Consider the following 19,863-nt stretch of genomic DNA (forward strand, 5'->3'; position numbering starts at 1 on the left):
CGAGCAAGCTCGCTCCCACAGGGATCGCATTTCAAACAGAGTGACGTGTTAACCAAACCCCTTCCGTCTCGATTGCGCATCAGTCGAGGCAGAAGGGGTTTTCTTTTGCCTGCGGTTTACGTCTGGCTGTCGCCTTCGTCGTCCGGATCATCGGTAGTCGAGTCGTCGTCATCGGCGCTGCCACCCTGCCCCTGATCGCCCGGCTCGGATTCAGACTTGGCGAGCATCAAGCCGCTGTGCCCGACCTGGCCGTTAAAGGCCTGGGAATCGTGATCCTCGCACTCGGCCCAGGCCGTCGCGGTGCCGAGGGACAGCATGACCATCACTTTCAATAGCAATAAAACCCGTAGCAATCTGCTTTTCATAGCCGACTCCATCCTTTTTCAGGTGAGACATGCGTGCCTGACTGGCGCTGTGTGAAATCTAGTTCCGATCCATCGGGTTCACCAGATAGGACGTCGACGGGCAGGCAGAAATGCCCTGCGCAGACAGACAGGTTTCGAATAACGTCTATCGCGGGATCAGCTAAGCGGACGGGTCGCTTGCCACGTCAAGGGAATCGACATCAGTACCAACACGGTGCTGCTCAGCCAGACACTGTGGCCGCCGAACTGACCGTACAACTGAGCGCTGAGCACCGGCGACAACAACGCGCTGGCACTCCAGCTCATAAAGAACAGGCCAAAGTACTGACCGCTTTTGCCACTCTGGGCAAACTGCATCACCAGCACATTCAGCGGCGGCATGAACAACGCCTCACCCAAAGTCCAGATCAGCGTCGACAGACAGACGAACGCCAGTCCGGAACCGAACGGCAACATGCCCAAGCCGCCGGCCAGCAACAAACTCCCTGCGAGCATTTGCCACCGCGTCCCCCAACGCTCGCCGCAGTGCGACAGGGGAATCTGCAGCGCGATCACCAGCAACGCATTGAGCCCGAACTGCCAGCCGATCGCCTCGGTGCTCAACTGGTAGTAATCGCGCAGATAGTTACCCAGCGTGCTGTAGACCGTGTCGAAGGCGATGCCGAGCACGGCCGTCGCTGCCAGCAACCACAGGAACGGTTTGTCACGAAACGGCCCACCCGACCCACTTGTACCGCTCGTGGATGGCTCGTCATTGATCAGCACCGGCCGCTGCCACGTGGTGCGAACAAACCACAGTAACGCCAGCAACGTCATCGCCGCACTGCCAAAAAATACCCAGCGAAAATCCGTCTGCGCCAACACCCCTCCCGCCACGCCCGCGGCGGCCATGCCGAGGTTGCGCGCAACGCGACTCAAAGCCTGCGCACGCGAACGCTGCGCCACTTCGCAATATTCCATGATCAGGCGCTGATGCAGCGTGCGAATGGCGCCATCAATGGCTCCGCTGAGCAACAGCAATGCCGCGAGCAACGGCACTTGCGTCACCAGCCCCAGCAGAATCAACACCCACACCGAAACAAAGAACAACGTCGCGGTCAGCCGCGCCGTACGCACATGATCACTGAGCCAGCCACCGAGCATCGAACCGACCAGCAACCCCGCACCATACGCCGACAGCAACCAGCCCACGGTCTCAATCGCCAGCCCCAACTCCTGACGCAGGTACAACGCCATGAACAGCTTGACCATGCTACTCAGGCGATTGATGAACAGCAGCGCACCGAGCACCCAGGCCATCACACCGAAATAACTGCCGAGGCGCAGCAGGTGAGTCAGTCGACTCGTCATTCCATTGACCTCTCAAAGCGACGTGCGTGGAGCTGGAACACTAACGATCAGCATGCCGTTTGTCGCGTTCGGAACATCGTGATCACAAAATCGGAGCCGAAGATCAAAAGCCCCTCACCCTAACCCTCTCCCGGAGGGAGAGGGGACTGACCGCGGTGTTTGGGCGAACTACGCCGACGTGCGATACCGCGTTGAACTCCGGTTCTGAAAAGCAAACAAATCGGCCTCTCACCCTCCCAGAGAGAGGGGCTGATCGCGGTGTTTGGGCGAACTACGCCGACGTGCGATACCGCGTTGAACTCAGGTTCTGAAAAGCAAACAAATCGGCCTCTCATCCTCCCAGAGAGAGGGGCTGATCGCGGTGTTTGAGAGAGCTACGCCGACGTGCGATACCGAGTCGAACTCAGATTTTGAAAAGCCCACAAATCGGCTCCCTCTCCCTCGGGAGAGGGCTGGGGTGAGGGGCAAGAACACCACAAATCCAAAGCCAAACACCCGCTCTTCACCACTCAATAGGCCGAGTGTCAGCTCGCCTGCTTTTGATCTTGATCCACGGGCGACGTCGGAAGGCTGAGTGGAGGGATTGATCCGGGCGTGGGAGCGCAGCGACCGTTTGGCGCAGCCAAACACAGCGGGAGTAGGTGCAGCGAAGCAAACCGGAGACGCTGCGCCCGGATCGATCCCGCAGCGAAGGAACCCCGAGCCCCAGCGAGCGGGCCGCACGTAGGAGCAAGCGTTTTTTTGCTTACTTTTTTTAGGCGTTTGTAAAAAAAGTGAGTCGCCGTAAGGGCGAAACCGTAATCAGCAACACCCGCAGAAACGGATACCCCCCCAAACCCACCAAGCAAAAAAAGCCCCCTAGGCACACACCGAGGGGGCTTTTCGAACAAACCAGCTCAACGCTTAATGATGCTCACGCGTCGCCCGGAACTTCACATCCGGCCAGCGCTCTTCCATCAACGCCAGGTTAACCCGCGTCGGCGCAAGGTAGGTCAGATGCCCACCACCATCCAACGCCAGGTTTTCCACAGCCTTGTTGGAAAACTCCTCAAGCTTCTTCTTGTCGCTGCATTCAATCCAGCGCGCAGAGTAAACAGTGATCGGCTCATAAGAGCACTCAACCTTGTATTCCTCCTTCAAACGACTGGCGACCACATCGAACTGCAGCACACCCACGGCGCCAAGAATGATGTCGTTGCTGCGTTCCGGGAAGAACACCTGCGTTGCGCCTTCTTCGGCCAACTGCTGCAGGCCCTGACGCAGTTGCTTGGACTTCAGCGGATCACGCAGACGCACGCGGCGGAACAGTTCCGGGGCGAAGTGCGGGATACCGGTGAAACCGAGGACTTCACCTTCGCTGAAGGTGTCGCCGATCTGGATCGTGCCGTGGTTGTGCAGACCGATGATGTCGCCGGCGTATGCCTCTTCCAGCTGTTCACGCTCGGAGGAGAAGAACGTCAGGGCGTCACCGATGCGCACGTCCTTGCCGGTACGCACGTGGCGCATCTTCATGCCTTTTTCGTACTTGCCCGAGCAGATGCGCATGAAGGCGATGCGGTCGCGGTGTTTCGGGTCCATGTTCGCCTGGATCTTGAAGATGAAGCCCGAGAACTTCTCTTCCACCGGCTCCACGGTGCGCTCGTTGGCCACGCGCGCCAGTGGGCGCGGCGCCCAGTCAACGACGGCGTCGAGCACGTGGTCGACACCAAAGTTGCCCAGTGCAGTACCGAAGAACACCGGGGTCAGTTGACCGTCGAGGAATTCCTGCTGGTTGAACTCGTGGCAGGCGCCCTGCACCAGTTCCAGTTGTTCGAGGAAACGCTCGTACTCATCGCCCAGGTGCGCACGCGCTTCATCGGAGTCGAGTTTCTCGATGATCTTGGTTTCGGTGCGTTCGTGACCATGACCGGCGGTGTAGACAATGATGTAGTCGTCGGCCAGGTGGTACACGCCCTTGAAGTCGCGGTAGCAACCGATCGGCCAGGTGATCGGCGCTGCCTTGATCTTCAGCACGGCTTCGATTTCGTCGAGCAGTTCGATCGGGTCGCGGATGTCGCGGTCGAGTTTGTTGATGAAGCTGACGATCGGCGTGTCACGCAGACGGCAGACGTCCATCAGGGCGATGGTCCGTGGCTCTACACCTTTACCGCCGTCGAGAACCATCAATGCCGAGTCGACCGCCGTCAGGGTGCGGTAGGTGTCTTCGGAGAAGTCTTCGTGGCCCGGGGTGTCGAGCAGGTTGATCATGTGTTCGCGATACGGGAACTGCATGACCGACGTGGTAATGGAAATACCCCGTTGTTTCTCCATCTCCATCCAGTCGGATGTCGCATGGCGATCGGATTTACGGGATTTCACCGTACCGGCCACCGCAATCGCCTTGCCCATCAACAGGAGCTTTTCGGTGATCGTGGTTTTACCGGCATCGGGGTGGGAAATAATGGCGAAAGTGCGGCGTTTCGCGACTTCGGCGGCCTGGTTGGTCATGGGAAATCGCCTGGCGGTGATTCAAAAAAGGGCCGCGATTATAGCCCAACTCGATGCAATAACCGAACCGTTGAGCACATTAAGGGTGGCCAAATGCTGCCTCAGATGGGAACCTTTTAAAGCACGGAGACGTCCATCCCCTGTTACGACATTTCGTCAGGGGCTGAAAAATCAGCAAGTTAGCCTGACGAGGCTGCGCTCATGGCTCGCTTTCAGACCGCTTTTTGCCGGTGCTGAGGGAGCTGCTTCTCGCGAACGTTTATTCCCGGCAGCCAAGGCTTGGCATGCCACTCGGGAGAGCGTTCGCCGACTACAAAAAAAGGAGTCCGCCTGTGGCTATCCGCTATGGCAAAGGGCTGATGGGAGGTGCGGTGGTGATCGCGCTCCTGGCCCTGCTGGTCCACTGGATCGGCATCAACACGATCGAACACTACCGCGACGATTTGTTGTTTTACCTGCAAGCTCATCTGATTCTCGTCCTCGCTTCAATGCTGGCCGCCCTGGTCGTGGGCATCCCCGCCGGCATCTTCCTCAGTCGCCCGACCATGGTCGGCCGCGCTGAACGCTTCATGCAGATCTTCAATATCGGTAACACCGTGCCACCGCTGGCCGTACTGGCGATTGCCCTGGGGATTCTCGGCATCGGCAGTGGTCCGGCGATCTTCGCTTTGTTCCTCGCCTCCCTGTTGCCGATCGTGCGCAACACCTATGAAGGCCTGAAAAACGTCCAGGGCTCGCTGAAAGAAGCCGCCGTCGGCATCGGCATGACCCCGCGCCAGGTGCTGTGGAAAGTCGAATTGCCCAACGCCGTGCCGATCATCGTCGGTGGTGTGCGTGTCGCGCTGGCAATCAACGTCGGCACCGCGCCATTGGCGTTCCTGATCGGTGCGAACAGCCTCGGCAGCCTGATCTTCCCCGGCATCGCCCTGAACAATCAGCCGCAACTGCTGCTCGGCGCCGCGTGCACCGCGCTGCTGGCCCTGCTGCTCGATGGCGTCGTCACCCTCGCCAGCCGACTCTGGCTGGAACGCGGTTTACGCCCGTCTTAAGGCTTTGTGAAGGAATACCTATGAAACGATTGAGCTTGATTCTGGGCTGTATCCTGCTGTTCGCAGGCGTCGCCCAAGCCGCTGAAAAACCGGTTATCCGCCTCGGCGCACGAGTCTTCACCGAGCAGACCCTGCTCGCGGAAATCACCGCGCAATACCTGCGCAGCAAAGGTTACGACGCGCAGATCACCGGCGGCCTGGGCAGCAACCTGGCCCGCAGCGCCCACGAAAGCGGGCAACTGGACATGCTCTGGGAATACACCGGCGTGTCGCTGGTGGCCTACAACCATGTCACCGAAAAACTCGACAGCGAACAGTCCTACGCCCGGGTGAAAGAACTCGACGCGAAAAAAGGCCTGGTCTGGCTGACCCCGTCGAAATTCAGCAACACCTACGCCCTCGCCCTGCCGAAGAAAGTGGCTGAGGAATATCCGCAGATCAACAACATCAGCCAGTTGAACGAAGTGCTGCGCGCCGAGGCCAAGACCAATCACCTGGTGGCGCTGGATACCGAGTTCGCCAACCGCTCCGACGGTCTGATCGGCATGGTCGATCTTTACGGCATGAACCTGACCCGCAAGAACATCCGCCAGATGGACGCGGGTCTGGTCTACACCGCGCTGCGCAACGGCCAGGTGTTCGCCGGTCTGGTCTACACCACTGACGGTCGCCTCAACGCGTTCGGCCTGAAACTGCTGGAAGACGACAAGCACTATTTCCCCGACTACACCGCCGCGCCGGTGGTGCGTCAGGCGTATCTCGACGCGCACCCGCAACTGGCCGAGCAACTCAAGCCGCTGGCGGAGCTGTTCGACGACGAAAGCATGCGCCAGCTCAACGCGCGGGTCGATGTCGATCACGAGAGCCCGTCGAAAGTCGCCGCCGATTTCCTGCGCCAGCATCCACTCAACTAAGGAGGAAAAGTCATGGAATTTCTGAACGCCTTTTCCCACCTCGACTGGCAGCAGGTGATGCACCTGACCTGGCAGCACATCACTCTGGTCGGCATCGCGGTGACGCTGGCGATCCTCATCGGCGTGCCGCTGGGGATCCTGATGACGCGTTTCCCGAGCCTCGCCGGTCCCTTGCAGGCCAGCGCCACGGTGCTGTTGACCGTGCCGTCGATTGCCCTGTTCGGCCTGCTGCTGCCGTTCTACTCCAAGTTCGGCCAGGGTCTGGGGCCGATGCCGGCCATCACTGCGGTGTTCCTCTATTCACTGCTGCCGATCATGCGCAACACCTACCTCGCCCTGACCGGTGTCGAACCGGGCATCCGTGAAGCCGCACGCGGTATCGGCATGACTTTCGGCCAGCGCCTGCGCATGGTCGAGCTGCCGATTGCGGTACCGGTGATCCTCGCCGGCGTGCGCACCGCCGTGGTGATGAACATCGGCGTGATGACCATCGCCGCGACCATCGGCGCCGGTGGCCTCGGCGTGTTGATCCTCGCCTCTATCAGCCGCAGCGACATGTCGATGCTCATCGTCGGCGCGCTGCTGGTCAGTCTTCTGGCGATCTTCGCCGACCTTCTCCTGCAGTGGCTGCAACGTACGCTGACTCCAAAAGGACTCCTCAAATGATCGAACTTCAAAACCTCAGCAAGACCTTCCAAAGCAACGGCAAAGATGTCAAAGCCGTGGATTCGGTAAGCCTGACCGTCAATGAAGGCGAAATCTGTGTGTTCCTCGGGCCATCGGGTTGCGGCAAAAGCACCACGCTGAAGATGATCAACCGCCTGATCAAACCGACCTCGGGCAAGATCCTGATCAACGGCGAAGACACCACCGACCTCGACGAAGTGACCCTGCGTCGCAACATCGGTTACGTGATCCAGCAGATCGGCCTGTTCCCGAACATGACCATCGAAGAGAACATCGTCGTCGTGCCGAAGCTGCTCGGCTGGGACAAACAGAAATGCCACGACCGCGCCCGCGAGTTGATGAGCATGATCAAGCTCGAACCCAAGCAGTATCTGCATCGTTATCCGCGTGAACTGTCCGGCGGCCAGCAACAACGGATCGGCGTGATCCGCGCATTGGCGGCGGATGCGCCGCTGTTGCTGATGGACGAGCCGTTCGGTGCGGTCGACCCGATCAACCGCGAAATGATCCAGAACGAGTTCTTCGAGATGCAACGGGCGCTGAACAAGACCGTGATCATGGTCAGCCACGACATCGACGAGGCGATCAAGCTGGGCGACAAGATCGCGATTTTCCGCGCCGGCAAACTGCTGCAGATCGATCACCCCGATACCCTGCTCGCGCATCCGGCGGACGATTTCGTCAGCAACTTCGTCGGCCAGGACAGCACGCTCAAGCGTCTGTTGTTGGTGAAGGCAGAAGATGCGGCGGACAACGCGCCGTCGGTGAGCCCGGAAACCCCGGTGGCCGATGCCCTGGAATTGATGGACGAGCATGACCGCCGCTATGTGGTCGTCACCTGTGCCGAGAACAAGGCGCTGGGCTATGTGCGTCGTCGCGACCTGCACCGCCAGACCGGCACCTGTGCGCAATTCCTGCGTGAGTTCAACGCCACGGCGGCGTACGACGAGCATTTGCGCATCCTGTTGTCGCGGATGTACGAGTTCAACCGTTCGTGGCTGCCGGTGATGGATGCCGAGCGAGTGTTCCTTGGCGAGGTGACGCAGGAGTCGATTGCGGCTTATCTGAGCTCGGGGCGCTCGCGCGGGATGAAGACCAGTATCGTCTCGCCTGCTGAAGCGGTAGTCGCCTAAAAAATACACAACCTGTGGGAGCGAGCTTGCTCGCGAAAGCGGAATATCAGTCAACAACGATGTCGACTGTGAAAATGCCTTCGCGAGCAAGCTCGCTCCCACAGGATCCGGGTGATTTTTTCTTCACTCATCAGGCGGAAAAGAATCTCAACACCGAATAAGCCCACAGTCTGTCTAAAGCGACCTTCGAAACAGCCAAAATCCCTCTCACACCCCGCTCTCGCGGCCAACGTCGCCGATGTTGTCGCCATCACACTTACCCACGATTTAGCCGACAAAAGCCGCGAACGTGCAGGTATTTTTAACACTTGAAAATTCTCGGGGAACATCTGTCCGTCATCTCGGTCGGCTACAAAGAGTGATGAACGCGACGCACGTCAGAAGCGTGCAAAAACGCGACATTTTTAGTTGATCTCACGCCCCTCACGCCCTAAAGTTCGCGCCGAACGTCCATGCTGGAAACGATCCATCCGGCTCAAGTACTGACGACGAGACAGCAAGGCCAAGGGCAACGCCCCATGGCCTTTTTGCTTTCGGCGACATGCCTTGGGAAGTAGGCGAACCAAAGTGGGGATACGGAGGACGTTCATTTGCACCCATTGTTTAACTTAGTTTGCCAGTAGGAGTTCCCAGCATGTCGATCCAGGTCGAAGACTATTTCGCGCGCGCTACATTCGACAAAATGAAGGCGTTCGCCGACAAACAGGAAACCCCGTTCGTGGTGATCGACACCGCGATGATCGCCCAGGCCTACGATGACCTGCGTGCCGGTTTCGAATTCGCCAAGGTCTACTACGCGGTCAAGGCCAACCCGGCCGTCGAGATCATCGACCTGCTCAAAGAAAAAGGTTCGAGCTTCGACATCGCCTCGATCTATGAGCTGGGCAAGGTGATGGATCGTGGCGTCAGCCCGGACCGTATCAGCTACGGCAACACCATCAAGAAATCCAAGGACATCCGCTACTTCTACGAGAAGGGCGTGCGTCTGTTCTCCACCGACTCCGAAGCCGACCTGCGCAACATCGCCAAGGCTGCACCGGGTTCGAAAGTCTATGTGCGCATCCTCACCGAAGGCTCGACCACGGCTGACTGGCCGCTGTCGCGCAAATTCGGCTGCCAGACCGACATGGCCATGGACCTGCTGATCCTCGCCCGCGACCTCGGCCTGGTGCCTTACGGCATCTCGTTCCACGTCGGCTCGCAGCAACGCGACATCAGCGTCTGGGACGCCGCGATCGCCAAGGTCAAAGTGATCTTCGAGCGTCTGAAAGAAGAAGACGGCATCCACCTGAAGCTGATCAACATGGGCGGCGGCTTCCCGGCCAACTACATCACCCGCACCAACAGCCTGGAAACCTACGCCGAAGAAATCATCCGCTTCCTGAAGGAAGACTTCGGTGATGACCTGCCGGAAATCATTCTCGAGCCGGGCCGTTCGCTGATCGCCAACGCCGGGATCCTGGTCAGCGAAGTGGTATTGGTTGCACGCAAGTCGCGCACTGCCGTCGAGCGCTGGGTCTACACCGATGTGGGCAAGTTCTCCGGCCTGATCGAAACCATGGACGAAGCGATCAAGTTCCCGATCTGGACCGAGAAAAAAGGCGAGATGGAAGAAGTGGTCATCGCCGGCCCGACCTGCGACAGCGCCGACATCATGTACGAAAACTACAAGTACGGCCTGCCGCTGAACCTGGCAATCGGTGATCGTCTGTACTGGCTGTCGACCGGTGCGTACACCACCAGTTACAGCGCCGTAGAGTTCAATGGCTTCCCGCCGTTGAAGTCGTTCTACGTCTAAGAGCAGCTGCGCGTTTCAAGCTGCTAGCGGCAAGTGAAAAGCCCATGACGTGTCATGGGCTTTTTTGTGTCTGTGCGTTCGGCTTGAAGTTTTGCGGGGTACTTGAGACCGAGGCCCCTCACCCCAGCCCTCTCCCAGAGGAGAGGGAGCCGACCGCGGTGTAAAGCGTCATTCACCGACCGGAAATACCGCGTCGCTTATGGATTAGGCAAAGCACTTTCAGGTCGACGTACCTCTCCAACATCCCCCAATCAGTCCCCTCTCCCTCCGGGAGAAGGAGCCGACCGAGGTGTAGCACGTCATTCACCGACCGCAAAGACCGCGTCGATTATGGATTCGGCAAAGCACTCTCAGGTCGGCGTACCTCTCCAACATCCCCCAATCAGTCCCCTCTCCCTCCGGGAGAAGGAGCCGACCGAGGTGTAGCACGTCATGCACCGACCGCAAAGACCGCGTCGATTATGGATTCGGCAAAGCACTTTCAGGTCGGCGCACCTCTCAAGCATCCCCCAATCGGTCCCCTCTCCCTCCGGGAGAGGGTTAGGGTGAGGGCTTGCGAATTCAGACGCGCTGCAACTCTGCATATCGAATCGCGAACTGCGCAGCCATCCCTTGGATTCTGGGATCGGGCGCACTCGACAGTGTTTGACTCGCCACCCGCAGAAAATTCAGATTGCCGCCGGCCAAGGCTTTCTCAAGCCAATCGAGCGCCTCATCAATCCGCCCTTCCCCCGCCAACACCGCCGCGAAACTGAACTGCCCGCGAAAATCCCCGCCTTCAGCCGAACGTCGATACCACTCACGTGCCGCAGCAGGATCCGCCGGGCACACCTGCCCTTCTTCCAGATACCGCCCCAGCAGATTCATTGATTTCGCATGACCCCATTCAGCCGCGCGCCGATACAGCGCCAGCGCCTGCCGATGATCCACCGCCACCCCACGCCCGGTCGCGAGCAGATTGGCCAGGTTGTACATCGCCCAATCCAGCCCGGCATTCGCTGCGATCCGATAATGCTGCGCCGCAATTGCCGCATCCGCCGCACAGCCCCAACCGTGCTCGTGGCAGCGCCCGAGCATGTTGCGCGCCATCAGGTGACCTTGCCCGGCAGCGATGCCGAACCAGCGCAGTGCCAGCGGTTGATCCTGGGCGATGCCCTGACCGTCGAGCAGTATTTGCCCAAGCAATGCCTGCGCTTCAACTTCACCCTCACCCGCCGCCAGCAAAATCGCCTGCGCGGCACGGGCCGGGCTTTCTTCGAGCATGGCGCTGAGTTGCGCAGCGTCGAGGACTTCCTCGCGGCGGAGTTGAAAACTCATACCTCGACCCAGCGCCGCAACAGGTTGTGATACGTGCCGGTGAGGCGGATCAACGCAGGGTGATCAGGCATGTCCCGGGTCAGTTGCTGGATCGCCCCGTCCATCTCGAACAGCAACGCACGCTGACTGTCTTCGCGCACCAGGCTTTGCGTCCAGAAGAACGAGGCATAGCGTGCGCCACGGGTGACCGCATTGACCTTGTGCAGGCTGGTGCCGGGGTACAACACCATGTCGCCGGCCGGCAACTTCACCCGTTGCGTGCCGAAAGTGTCCTGAATCTCCAGCTCGCCGCCGTCGTAATCCTCAGGCTCGCTGAAGAACAGCGTGGCCGACAGATCGGTGCGCACCCGTTCGATGCTGCCCTTGGGCTGGCGCACGGCGTTGTCGATGTGGAAATCGAAACTGCTGCCGGCCGTGTAACAGTTCACTAACGGCGGGAACACTTTGTGCGGCAGCGCGGCGGACATGAACAGCGGATTTTTCCACAGGCGTTCAAGCATCGCCGCGCCGATTTCCTTGGCCAGCGGATGACCTTCGGGCAGTTGCAGATTGTGCTTCGCCTTGGCCGACTGGAAGCCGGCGGTAATCTTGCCATCAGCCCAATCGGCCTGCTCCAGCGCCTCGCGGATACGCTGCACTTCGTCTTTCGCGAACAGTCCGGGGATGTGCAGCAGCATGGCAATGTCACCTGATGGCAAAGAGGCGGCAATGGTATTGATTCTTATTGACTGTGTAAAACCCGAGAGACGAATGAACTGGCAAAAACCGTAAGGTTAAATTGTAAAGAATGTAAATTAAGTGCGAATAACAATGTTTCGCAATTGATACGAATACCTGTTTACCCTATATTCCGCCGCCTCAAATCCTTGGGGAGGGGAATAAAAATGGCACGTCAACACGCACAATTACCGGTCAGTTCACCACGTCTGCTCGCCTCTGCAATCGGTGTGGCAATCACCGCCGGCTCCGCTGGTCACATGGTGTTCGCCGCAGAAAAACCCGACAGCAAAGCCACCGGCAATGCCATCGCCCTGGACGCCACCTCGATCACGGGCGAAGCCCAGGATTCGACGTCCTATCAGGTCGAGAAAGCCTCCTCACCCAAGTACACCGCGCCGCTGGTCGACACGCCGCGCTCGGTCACCGTTATTCCGCAACAAGTCCTGAAAGACACCGGCGCGCTGAACATGCAGGACGCCCTGCGCACCGTGCCGGGCATCACCTTCGGCGCCGGTGAAGGCGGCAACCCGCAGGGCGATCGCCCGTTCATTCGCGGCTTTGACGCCCAAGGCGACACCTACCTCGACGGCGTGCGCGACACCGGTTCGCAGAGCCGCGAGATCTTCGCCGTGGAAAACATCGAAGTCAGCAAGGGCCCGAACTCTGCCATTGGCGGTCGCGGCGCGGCGGGCGGCAGCATCAACCTGGTGAGCAAGAAAGCGCACTTGGGCAATTCGTTCGACGGCGGCTTCACCTGGGGCTCCGACCAGACCCAGCGCTACACCCTCGACGGCAACTACCAGTTCAGCGACACCGCTGCTGGCCGGCTGAACCTGATGAGCCACGAAAGCAACGTCGCCGGTCGCGACAAGGTCGACTACGACCGCTGGGGCATCGCCCCGTCGCTGGCGTTCGGCCTGGGCACCGACACCCGCGTCAACCTCGATTACTACCACCTCGAAAGCAATGACACCCCGGATTCGGGCATCCCGTACACCATCCCGGCTGGCGGTTCGGCTGCACGCACCAAGTCCAACCCGGACAAGCCATACGCCGGTGGCGATCACAGCAACTTCTACGGTCTGGATCGCGACTTCCGCAAGGGCCGCACCGACACCGCGACCTTCGCCATCGAGCATGACCTGAGCGATTCGCTGACCATCAAGAACACCCTGCGCCACGGCACCAGCATGCAGGATTACATCCTCACCCAGCCGGACGACAGCAAGGGCAACGTCAACAATGGCAGCCTCTGGCGTCGGGCGAATACGCGGGTGAGCAACACCGAGACCACCACCAACCAGACTGACCTGTTCGGTAACTTCTACGTCGCCGGCTTCAAGAACAGCTTCTCCACCGGCGTCGAATACACCCGCGAGGAAAGTCAGAAGTCTTCATACAACGTCAACACTGACACTACGCCGCGCACCAGCGCCGCGACCAGCAACTGCACCCCGTCGATGATCGGCGCGTCCAGCGGCTACAACTGCACCTCGCTGTCGAACCCGAACCCGAACGATCCGTGGAACGGCGCGATCTCGCGTAACTACGCCGGCACCGACACCCAGGCCAACACTTACGCACTGTATGTGTTCGATACGCTGGAGTTGAACGAGCAGTGGCTGGTGAACATGGGCCTGCGTTACGACCACTTCGACACCGACTACAAGACCTACAACGCTGCCGGCACCACCACGTCCAAGGGCGATGACACCAGCGAGTTCGTCACCGGTCAGTTCGGCGTCGTCTACAAGCCTGCGGAAAACGGCAGCATCTACGCCTCCTACGCCACCTCGGCCACGCCACCGGGCAACACCTTGGGCGAAGGTCAGGAAGGCAACCCGTTGGGCGGCACCCCGGATCGCAGCGGCAACCTGCTGAGCAGCGACATGGAGCCGGAAACCACCAAGAACTATGAAATCGGCACCAAGTGGGATCTGCTCAACGATCGCCTGTCGCTGACCGCTGACATCTTCCGCACCGAGAAAGAAAACGCCCGCGTACAAGTCGACACCACCTCGTACGAAAACGCCGGCAAGACCCGCGTGCAAGGTGTCGAGCTGTCGGCCAGCGGCAAGATCACCGACAAGTGGCAAGTGTTCGCCGGTTACGCCTTCATGGACAGCGAACAAGTAGACGGCGGCCCGATGGGCAAGGCCAACGATGGCAACGAACTGCCGAACACGCCGAAAAACAGCGCCAGCCTGTGGACCACTTACCAGGTCACCCCGAAGCTGACCATCGGTGGCGGCGCGTTCTACGTCGACGACGTGTACGGCAGCGTGGCCAACACCACGATGGTCGATTCGTATGTACGTTATGACGCGATGGCCGCCTACAAGCTGACCAAGAACGTCGACCTGCAACTCAACGTGCAAAACCTGACCAACGAAACCTATTACGACAAAGCCTTCTCGACTCACTTCGCCAACCAGGCGGCGGGGCGTACGGCGCTGTTGAGCACCAACTTCCACTTCTAAGCAAGGTGGAATCTGTGAAACCTGTGGGAGCGAGCTTGCTCGCGAAAGCGCTGGGTCAGTCAGCCTTCATGTCACTGACAGATTGCATTCGCGAGCAAGCTCGCTCCCACAGGTGATGTGATCAAAAGGCTTGGCCCCGTTCATTCCATTGAACGGGGCTTTTGTGCGTAATAAAGAACGCTTCTCGATAACCCACGGCATAATGCGCGCCGTGAAAACAACTTTCGAACGGACGACGAGTGACGTGTTGAAGAAAACCCTGTTCCAGTTGCACTGGTTTTTTGGCATCACCGCAGGCCTGGTACTGGCGCTGATGGGCATCACCGGCGCGGCCTATTCGTTTCAGGACGAAATCCTGCGGGCGCTGAACCCTTCCGTGCTGCAGGTGGAAAAACACGTTGCCGGCGTCCTGCCGCCCGTTGAACTGGTCGAGCGCATCGAAGCCACGTCAGGCAAGAAAGTCTCGATGCTCTGGGTCGAAACCGACAGCGGCAACGCAGCCAAGGTGTTTTTCACCCCGCCCAAAGGCGAGCGGCGTGGCGAGATGCGCTACTTCGATCCGTACACCGGCGAGTTCATGGGCAATGCGGTCGGCCAGGATTTCTTTGGCCTGATGCTGCAACTGCACCGTTTCCTCGCCATGGGCGACACCGGGCGTAACATCACCGGCGCCTGCACCCTGATCCTGTTGTTCTTCTGCCTCTCCGGCCTGTACCTGCGCTGGCCGCGCCAGTGGAACAGCTGGCGCGTGTGGCTGACCCTCGACTGGCAGAAAAAGGGCCGCGCCTTCAACTGGGATCTGCATTCGGTGGCCGGCACCTGGTGCCTGCTGGTGTACCTGCTGCTGGCGCTGACCGGGTTGTCGTGGTCGTACGAGTGGTACAACAAAGGCCTGACCAAATTACTCTCCGACGCGCCGCAGAACGAGCGCGTGCGCGGTGGTCGCGGCCCGGCACCGGAAGGCCCGGCGCCGACCGCCGATTACGCGGCGATGTGGAGCAGCATCTACAGCGCCGCCGGCCCGGGCCTGGCCGCCTACAACATCCGCATGCCGGCCGTCGCGGGCCAGCCAGCGACCGTGTTCTATCTGCTCGACAGCTCGCCGCACGATCGCGCGCTGAACCAGATCACCCTCGACCCGGCCACCGGCGTGGTCAAACGCGTCGACCGCTACGCCGACAAGAGCTTCAAGGCACAACTGCTGACCAGCATTTACGCGCTGCACGTCGGTAGCTATTTCGGCCTCGTCGGGCGAATCATCATCACCCTCGCTGCCGTGTGCATGCCGCTGTTTTTCATCACTGGCTGGCTGCTGTATCTGGATCGCCGCCGCAAGAAAAAACAGATCCAGGACGCGCGCCAAGGCCTCGCCCAACCGACCGGCGATGGTTCGCCGTGGCTGATCGGCTTCGCCAGCCAGAGCGGTTTCGCCGAACAACTGGCGTGGCAGACCGCCGGTCAACTGCAGGCGGCGGGATTGCCGGCGAAGGTGCTGCCGCTGGCGAATGTCAGCCAGCAGGATCTGCGCGAATCGCCCCATGCGCTGTTCGTCGTCAGCACCTTTGGCGATGGCGAAGCACCGGACAGCGCCCGTGGGTTTGAACGCAAGGTACTGCGCAACGCCGCGAATCTCGATGGGCTGAACTACGCCGTACTGGGTCTGGGTGACCGCCAGTACGCACACTTCTGCGGCTTCGCCCGACGCCTGCATCAATGGCTGAGCGAGCACGGCGGCAAGACTTTGTTCGCCCCGGTCGAAGTCGACAGCGGCGCCCCCTACGCCCTGCGTCACTGGCAGACTCAGCTCGGCCTGATCACCGGACAAGCGCCGGTCGACACCTGGCAGGCGCCGAGCTACGAAAACTGGACGCTGGTGCGCCGCGAACTGATGAACCCCGACAGCAGCGGCTCACCGGTCTACCTGCTGGGCCTGAGCGCACCGAGCACCAGCAGTTGGCTGGCCGGCGATCTGGTGGAAGTGCTGCCGCGCAATTGTGCATGGGCGGTCGAGCATTTCCTCGACGGTCTCGGCATTCGTGGCGAAACCCGAGTGAAGATCAATGGCCTCGAAGAGCCGCTGGACGTCGCCCTCGCCTCGCGCCAGTTGCCTGAACATCGCGCACATCTGGTCGGCCTGCACGCCCAGGCGCTGGTCGATGCCATGGTGCCGCTGGCCATGCGTGAATACTCGATTGCCTCGATTGCCGCCGACGGTGTGCTGGAGCTGATCGTGCGCCAGGAACAGCATGCCGATGGCCGCCTTGGCATCGGTTCCGGCTGGCTGACCGAGCATGCCCCGGTGGGCGGCAGCATCAGTTTGCGCGTACGTCGCAACAGCGGTTTCCATCTGCCGAACGCGCCGGTGCCGATGATTCTGCTCGGCAACGGCACCGGACTCGCCGGGCTGCGCAGCTTGCTCAAGGCGCGGATTGCCGACGGTCAACAGCGCCAGTGGCTGCTGTTTGGCGAGCGCAATCGCGAACACGATTTCCTCTGCCGGGCAGAGCTGGAAGAGTGGTTGATCAATGGCGATCTGGCGCGACTGGACCTGGCGTTTTCCCGGGATCAGGCGCAGAAGATCTATGTGCAGGATCGCCTGCGCGAATCCGCTGACGAACTGAAAAAATGGCTGGCTGAGGGTGCGGTGATCTACATCTGCGGCAGCCTGCAGGGCATGGCCTCCGGCGTCGATCAAGTGCTCAACGACGTATTGGGTGCAGCCGAAGTCGAGCGTCTGATCGAACAAGGCCGCTACCGCCGCGACGTGTACTGACACAACCAAAGCCCCCCTCACCCTAACCCTCTCCCGGAGGGAGAGGGGACTGATTGGGGGATGCCAGATAAACACGCCGCCCCGAAGGTGCTTTACCGAATCCATAATCGACTCGGTCGTTCAGGTCGATGAACAACTCGACACAACTCCGCAGGCCCCCTCTCCCGGAGGGAGAGGGGGCTGATTGGGGGATGCCTGATAAACACGTCGACCCGAGGTGCTTCACCGAATCCATAATCGACTCGGTCGTTCAGGTCGATGTACAACTCGACACAACTCCGCAGGCTCCCTCTCCCGGAGGGAGAGGGACTGATCGCGGGATGCTGTAGCAATACACCGGCCTTAAAGTACTTCACCGAATCCATAATCGACCCGGTCTTTCAGGTCGATGAACAACTCGACACAACTCCGTAGGCCCCCTCTCCCGGAGGGAGAGGGGAATGATCGCGGGATGCTGTAGCAATACACCGGCCTTAAAGTACTTCACCGAATCCATAATCGACCCGGTCTTTCAGGTCGATGAACAACTCGACACAACTCCGTAGGCTCCCTCTCCCGGAGGGGGCACTGACTGGGGGATGCCTGATAAATACGCCGACCCGAAGGTGCTTCACCGAATCCATAATCGACTCGGTCGTTCAGGTCGATGAACAACTCGACACAACTCCGTAGGCTCCCTCTCCCTCCGGGAGAGGGCTGGGGTGAGGGGCCTCGGCTACAGTGAGATTTCCAGCCACTTCACAAGGATCGTGAAGCATGCAAAATCGCCTCACTCTCGCTCAGTTTGCCCGCCAGTTACGCGCCAACCAAACCAACTGCGAACAATTGATTTGGCAAAAGCTTCGGTCACGGCAGATCGCCAATCTGAAATTCCGCAGGCAGTTTCCGTATCCACCCTACGTCCTGGATTTTTACTGCGTAGAGCTGAAGCTGGCGATTGAGCTGGATGGGGGGCAACACTATGAAACGGCGGGCCTGATCCACGATCAACGTCGGACGCTTTTTCTGGAACGTCAGGGCATTGAAGTTATGCGGCTCAGTAATCTTGAAGTGATGCAGCAGATGGAAGATGTACTGGAGCAAATCACGAGAATGGCGACGAATAAAAAAATGCCCTCCCCCTAACCCTCCCGAAACGTCGGTCGGCCCCCTCACCCTCCGGGCGGTCCGATGTTTCGGGAGAGCTGGGTGAGGGTAGTTTTTGATCTTCAAACCGGCTGCAATTTCTGCTCGAACACCGCGACCCCATTCAAATCCCGCAATACCACGCTCATCTCCCCGCTCTGCCCCTCAATGTTCACCTCGCCAAAGAACTGAAATCCGGCGAACGGTGACATGTTCTGCGCCGTAGGTGCTTTCTGGAACACCACTTCAGGACCAAAGGTTTTATCCAGCGGATTGGGCCCGAAGCTCCCGGCATTCAGCGGTCCGGCGACAAACTCCCAGAACGGCTCGAAATCCTGAAATGCCGCGCGATCCGGATGGTAATGATGCGCCGCGCAGTAATGCACGTCGGCGGTGAGGAAAACGAAATTGCGCACTTGCTGCGCCCGCAGAAAACCGAGTAATTCGGCGACTTCCAGTTCACGCCCCTGAGCCGGGCCGGGGTCACCGTTGGCCACCGCCTCCCAGCGCGCCACGCCCGGGCTGACTTCACCGTCCGGCACACCGAGGCCGATCGGCATGTCGGCGGCGATCACCTTCCACTGCGCCTTGGAGCGCTGCAGCCCACGCTTGAGCCAGTCCAGTTGCTCACGCCCCAGAAACGGCTTGGCCGCGCCGAGATTGTCGTCGTTGGCGCCGCGATAGCTGCGCATGTCGAGCACGAACACATCGAGCATCGGCCCGTAGCTGAGCTTGCGATAAATCCGCCCGCCGCCGTCGGCCGCCTGCAGACGCATCGGCGAATATTCCAGCCAGGCCTTGCGCGCACGGCCGACCAGGGTGTGGATATCTTTCTCTTGATAACGCTCGTCGAGCTGCTTGCCCGGCGACCAGTTGTTGACCACTTCGTGGTCGTCCCACTGCCAGATCTGCGGCACTTCGGCGTTGAAGCGACGGACGTTTTCGTCCATCAGGTTGTAGCGGTAATTGCCACGATAGTCGTCCAGCGTCTGCGCGACTTTGCTCTTGGCTTCAGTGGTGAGGTTGCGCCAGATGCGCCCACCCTCGGTGGTCAGTTGCGCCGGCACCGGGCCGTCGGCGTAGATGGTGTCGCCGCTGTGGATAAAAAAGTCCGGCAGGCGCAGGCGCATGGATTCGTAGATGCGCATGCCGCCGATGTCCGGGTTGATGCCGAAGCCCTGGCCGACGGTGTCACCGCTCCACACGAAACGGATGTTGCGCCGCGCCGTCGGTGCGCTGCGCAAGTGGCCGAGCCACGGTTCGCTGGCGACGCCGGTTTGCGCGTCCTTGAAATACACCCGATAGAAAATCGCCTGATCGGCGGGCAACCCGGTCAGTTCGACCCGGGCGGTGAAATCTGTGCGCGCATCGGCCAGCGCCGAGATCACCCGGCGCGGGTGGCGAAACTGGCTACGGGTGTCCCACTCGACCACCATTCGCGCCGGACGGTCGCTGCGGCTCCAGATCATCGCGCGGTCGCCCTGCAGGTCGCCGGACTGCACGCCGTCCGTCAGTTGCGGCCGATCCTTGACCGACGCGATCACCGCTGGCGCCAGCCCCGGCATCAGCAGACCGGCACCGACCACTTGCATGACCCGCCGACGACCGAGATTGAAATCGCTCATGGAGTTCTCCCTGAAAAAAGGAAAACTTAAGCACGGCTGT

General features: G+C 60.2%; 14 protein-coding genes. 8 read left to right on the plus strand and 6 right to left on the minus strand.

Annotated elements, in window-relative coordinates:
• Positions 1-116: 116 nt before the first annotated feature.
• From PseuLF5_RS25460 to PseuLF5_RS25470, 3 genes are all read right to left on the minus strand, one after another.
• Positions 117-365: a hypothetical protein gene (locus PseuLF5_RS25460; protein ID WP_123464589.1), complete on the minus strand. Its 249-nt coding sequence runs from the start codon at positions 363-365 to the stop codon at positions 117-119.
• 156 nt (positions 366-521) lie between these two features.
• On the minus strand, positions 522-1,715 hold the full coding sequence (locus PseuLF5_RS25465; protein ID WP_340134942.1) for an MFS transporter: 1,194 nt from the start codon (positions 1,713-1,715) through the stop codon (positions 522-524).
• Between the two features lie 903 nt (positions 1,716-2,618).
• Positions 2,619-4,202 carry a peptide chain release factor 3 gene (locus PseuLF5_RS25470; RefSeq protein ID WP_007965665.1) on the minus strand — a complete coding sequence of 528 codons (1,584 nt, stop codon included), beginning with the start codon at positions 4,200-4,202 and terminating at the stop codon, positions 2,619-2,621.
• Positions 4,203-4,561: 359 nt separating this feature from the next.
• Here PseuLF5_RS25470 and PseuLF5_RS25475 point away from each other — a divergent pair, with 359 nt between their 5' ends.
• The 5 genes from PseuLF5_RS25475 to PseuLF5_RS25500 all read left to right on the plus strand — a co-directional run bounded on the left by PseuLF5_RS25475 (position 4,562) and on the right by PseuLF5_RS25500 (position 9,783).
• On the plus strand, positions 4,562-5,251 hold the full coding sequence (locus PseuLF5_RS25475) for an ABC transporter permease (RefSeq protein ID WP_172667905.1): 690 nt from the start codon (positions 4,562-4,564) through the stop codon (positions 5,249-5,251).
• Positions 5,252-5,271: 20 nt separating this feature from the next.
• Positions 5,272-6,165 (plus strand): glycine betaine ABC transporter substrate-binding protein, encoded by an 894-nt coding sequence (locus PseuLF5_RS25480; protein WP_340134943.1) that lies wholly within the window; start codon positions 5,272-5,274, stop codon positions 6,163-6,165.
• A 12-nt stretch (positions 6,166-6,177) separates the two neighbouring features.
• On the plus strand, positions 6,178-6,831 hold the full coding sequence (locus PseuLF5_RS25485; protein WP_007965673.1) for an ABC transporter permease: 654 nt from the start codon (positions 6,178-6,180) through the stop codon (positions 6,829-6,831).
• Positions 6,828-7,985 (plus strand): osmoprotectant ABC transporter ATP-binding protein OsmV, encoded by a 1,158-nt coding sequence (locus PseuLF5_RS25490; RefSeq protein WP_034154441.1) that lies wholly within the window; start codon positions 6,828-6,830, stop codon positions 7,983-7,985. Before PseuLF5_RS25485 ends, PseuLF5_RS25490 begins: the two co-directional genes overlap by 4 nt.
• A gap of 634 nt (positions 7,986-8,619) precedes the next feature.
• Complete coding sequence (locus PseuLF5_RS25500) at positions 8,620-9,783, plus strand: type III PLP-dependent enzyme (RefSeq protein ID WP_340134944.1); 1,164 nt, start codon at positions 8,620-8,622, stop codon at positions 9,781-9,783.
• A 561-nt stretch (positions 9,784-10,344) separates the two neighbouring features.
• Here the strand turns inward: PseuLF5_RS25500 and PseuLF5_RS25505 are convergent.
• Positions 10,345-11,100: a tetratricopeptide repeat protein gene (locus PseuLF5_RS25505; RefSeq protein WP_322376359.1), complete on the minus strand. Its 756-nt coding sequence runs from the start codon at positions 11,098-11,100 to the stop codon at positions 10,345-10,347.
• Positions 11,097-11,777, minus strand: a complete 681-nt coding sequence (locus tag PseuLF5_RS25510; protein ID WP_340134945.1) for a Fe2+-dependent dioxygenase — start codon at positions 11,775-11,777, stop codon at positions 11,097-11,099. The genes PseuLF5_RS25505 and PseuLF5_RS25510 overlap by 4 nt, the downstream gene beginning before the upstream one ends.
• Positions 11,778-11,984: 207 nt before the next feature.
• On the opposite strand from PseuLF5_RS25510, the gene PseuLF5_RS25515 reads away from it, so the two are divergent.
• The 3 genes from PseuLF5_RS25515 to PseuLF5_RS25525 all read left to right on the plus strand — a co-directional run bounded on the left by PseuLF5_RS25515 (position 11,985) and on the right by PseuLF5_RS25525 (position 18,198).
• Entirely contained in the window at positions 11,985-14,300 is a 2,316-nt protein-coding gene (locus PseuLF5_RS25515; RefSeq protein WP_340134946.1) for a TonB-dependent receptor, read from the plus strand.
• A 244-nt stretch (positions 14,301-14,544) separates the two neighbouring features.
• Positions 14,545-17,073 (plus strand): sulfite reductase flavoprotein subunit alpha, encoded by a 2,529-nt coding sequence (locus PseuLF5_RS25520; RefSeq protein ID WP_340134947.1) that lies wholly within the window; start codon positions 14,545-14,547, stop codon positions 17,071-17,073.
• Positions 17,074-17,829: 756 nt separating this feature from the next.
• The gene (locus PseuLF5_RS25525; RefSeq protein ID WP_146189118.1) at positions 17,830-18,198 is read left to right on the plus strand and encodes an endonuclease domain-containing protein; all 369 of its coding nucleotides are present in this window, start codon (positions 17,830-17,832) and stop codon (positions 18,196-18,198) included.
• 83 nt (positions 18,199-18,281) lie between these two features.
• Here PseuLF5_RS25525 and PseuLF5_RS25530 read toward each other — a convergent pair whose 3' ends face one another.
• On the minus strand, positions 18,282-19,823 hold the full coding sequence (locus tag PseuLF5_RS25530; protein WP_340134948.1) for an alkaline phosphatase D family protein: 1,542 nt from the start codon (positions 19,821-19,823) through the stop codon (positions 18,282-18,284).
• Between the last annotated feature and the right edge of the window lie 40 nt (positions 19,824-19,863).

Origin of the sequence: Pseudomonas sp. LF-5 (assembly GCF_037626295.1) — a bacterium.
In the GTDB taxonomy this organism is placed as follows: Bacteria; Pseudomonadota; Gammaproteobacteria; order Pseudomonadales; family Pseudomonadaceae; genus Aquipseudomonas; species Aquipseudomonas monsensis.

Coding starts and splice junctions, on each gene's coding strand:
- PseuLF5_RS25470 (WP_007965665.1), bottom strand. CDS start 4,202: ATGACCAACCAGGCCGCCGAAGTCGCGAAACGCCGCACTTTCGCCATT.
- PseuLF5_RS25480 (WP_340134943.1), top strand. CDS start 5,272: ATGAAACGATTGAGCTTGATTCTGGGCTGTATCCTGCTGTTCGCAGGC.
- PseuLF5_RS25475 (WP_172667905.1), top strand. CDS start 4,562: ATGGGAGGTGCGGTGGTGATCGCGCTCCTGGCCCTGCTGGTCCACTGG.
- PseuLF5_RS25505 (WP_322376359.1), bottom strand. CDS start 11,100: ATGAGTTTTCAACTCCGCCGCGAGGAAGTCCTCGACGCTGCGCAACTC.
- PseuLF5_RS25490 (WP_034154441.1), top strand. CDS start 6,828: ATGATCGAACTTCAAAACCTCAGCAAGACCTTCCAAAGCAACGGCAAA.
- PseuLF5_RS25515 (WP_340134946.1), top strand. CDS start 11,985: ATGGCACGTCAACACGCACAATTACCGGTCAGTTCACCACGTCTGCTC.
- PseuLF5_RS25510 (WP_340134945.1), bottom strand. CDS start 11,777: ATGCTGCTGCACATCCCCGGACTGTTCGCGAAAGACGAAGTGCAGCGT.
- PseuLF5_RS25500 (WP_340134944.1), top strand. CDS start 8,620: ATGTCGATCCAGGTCGAAGACTATTTCGCGCGCGCTACATTCGACAAA.
- PseuLF5_RS25465 (WP_340134942.1), bottom strand. CDS start 1,715: ATGACGAGTCGACTGACTCACCTGCTGCGCCTCGGCAGTTATTTCGGT.
- PseuLF5_RS25485 (WP_007965673.1), top strand. CDS start 6,178: ATGGAATTTCTGAACGCCTTTTCCCACCTCGACTGGCAGCAGGTGATG.
- PseuLF5_RS25525 (WP_146189118.1), top strand. CDS start 17,830: ATGCAAAATCGCCTCACTCTCGCTCAGTTTGCCCGCCAGTTACGCGCC.
- PseuLF5_RS25460 (WP_123464589.1), bottom strand. CDS start 365: ATGAAAAGCAGATTGCTACGGGTTTTATTGCTATTGAAAGTGATGGTC.
- PseuLF5_RS25530 (WP_340134948.1), bottom strand. CDS start 19,823: ATGAGCGATTTCAATCTCGGTCGTCGGCGGGTCATGCAAGTGGTCGGT.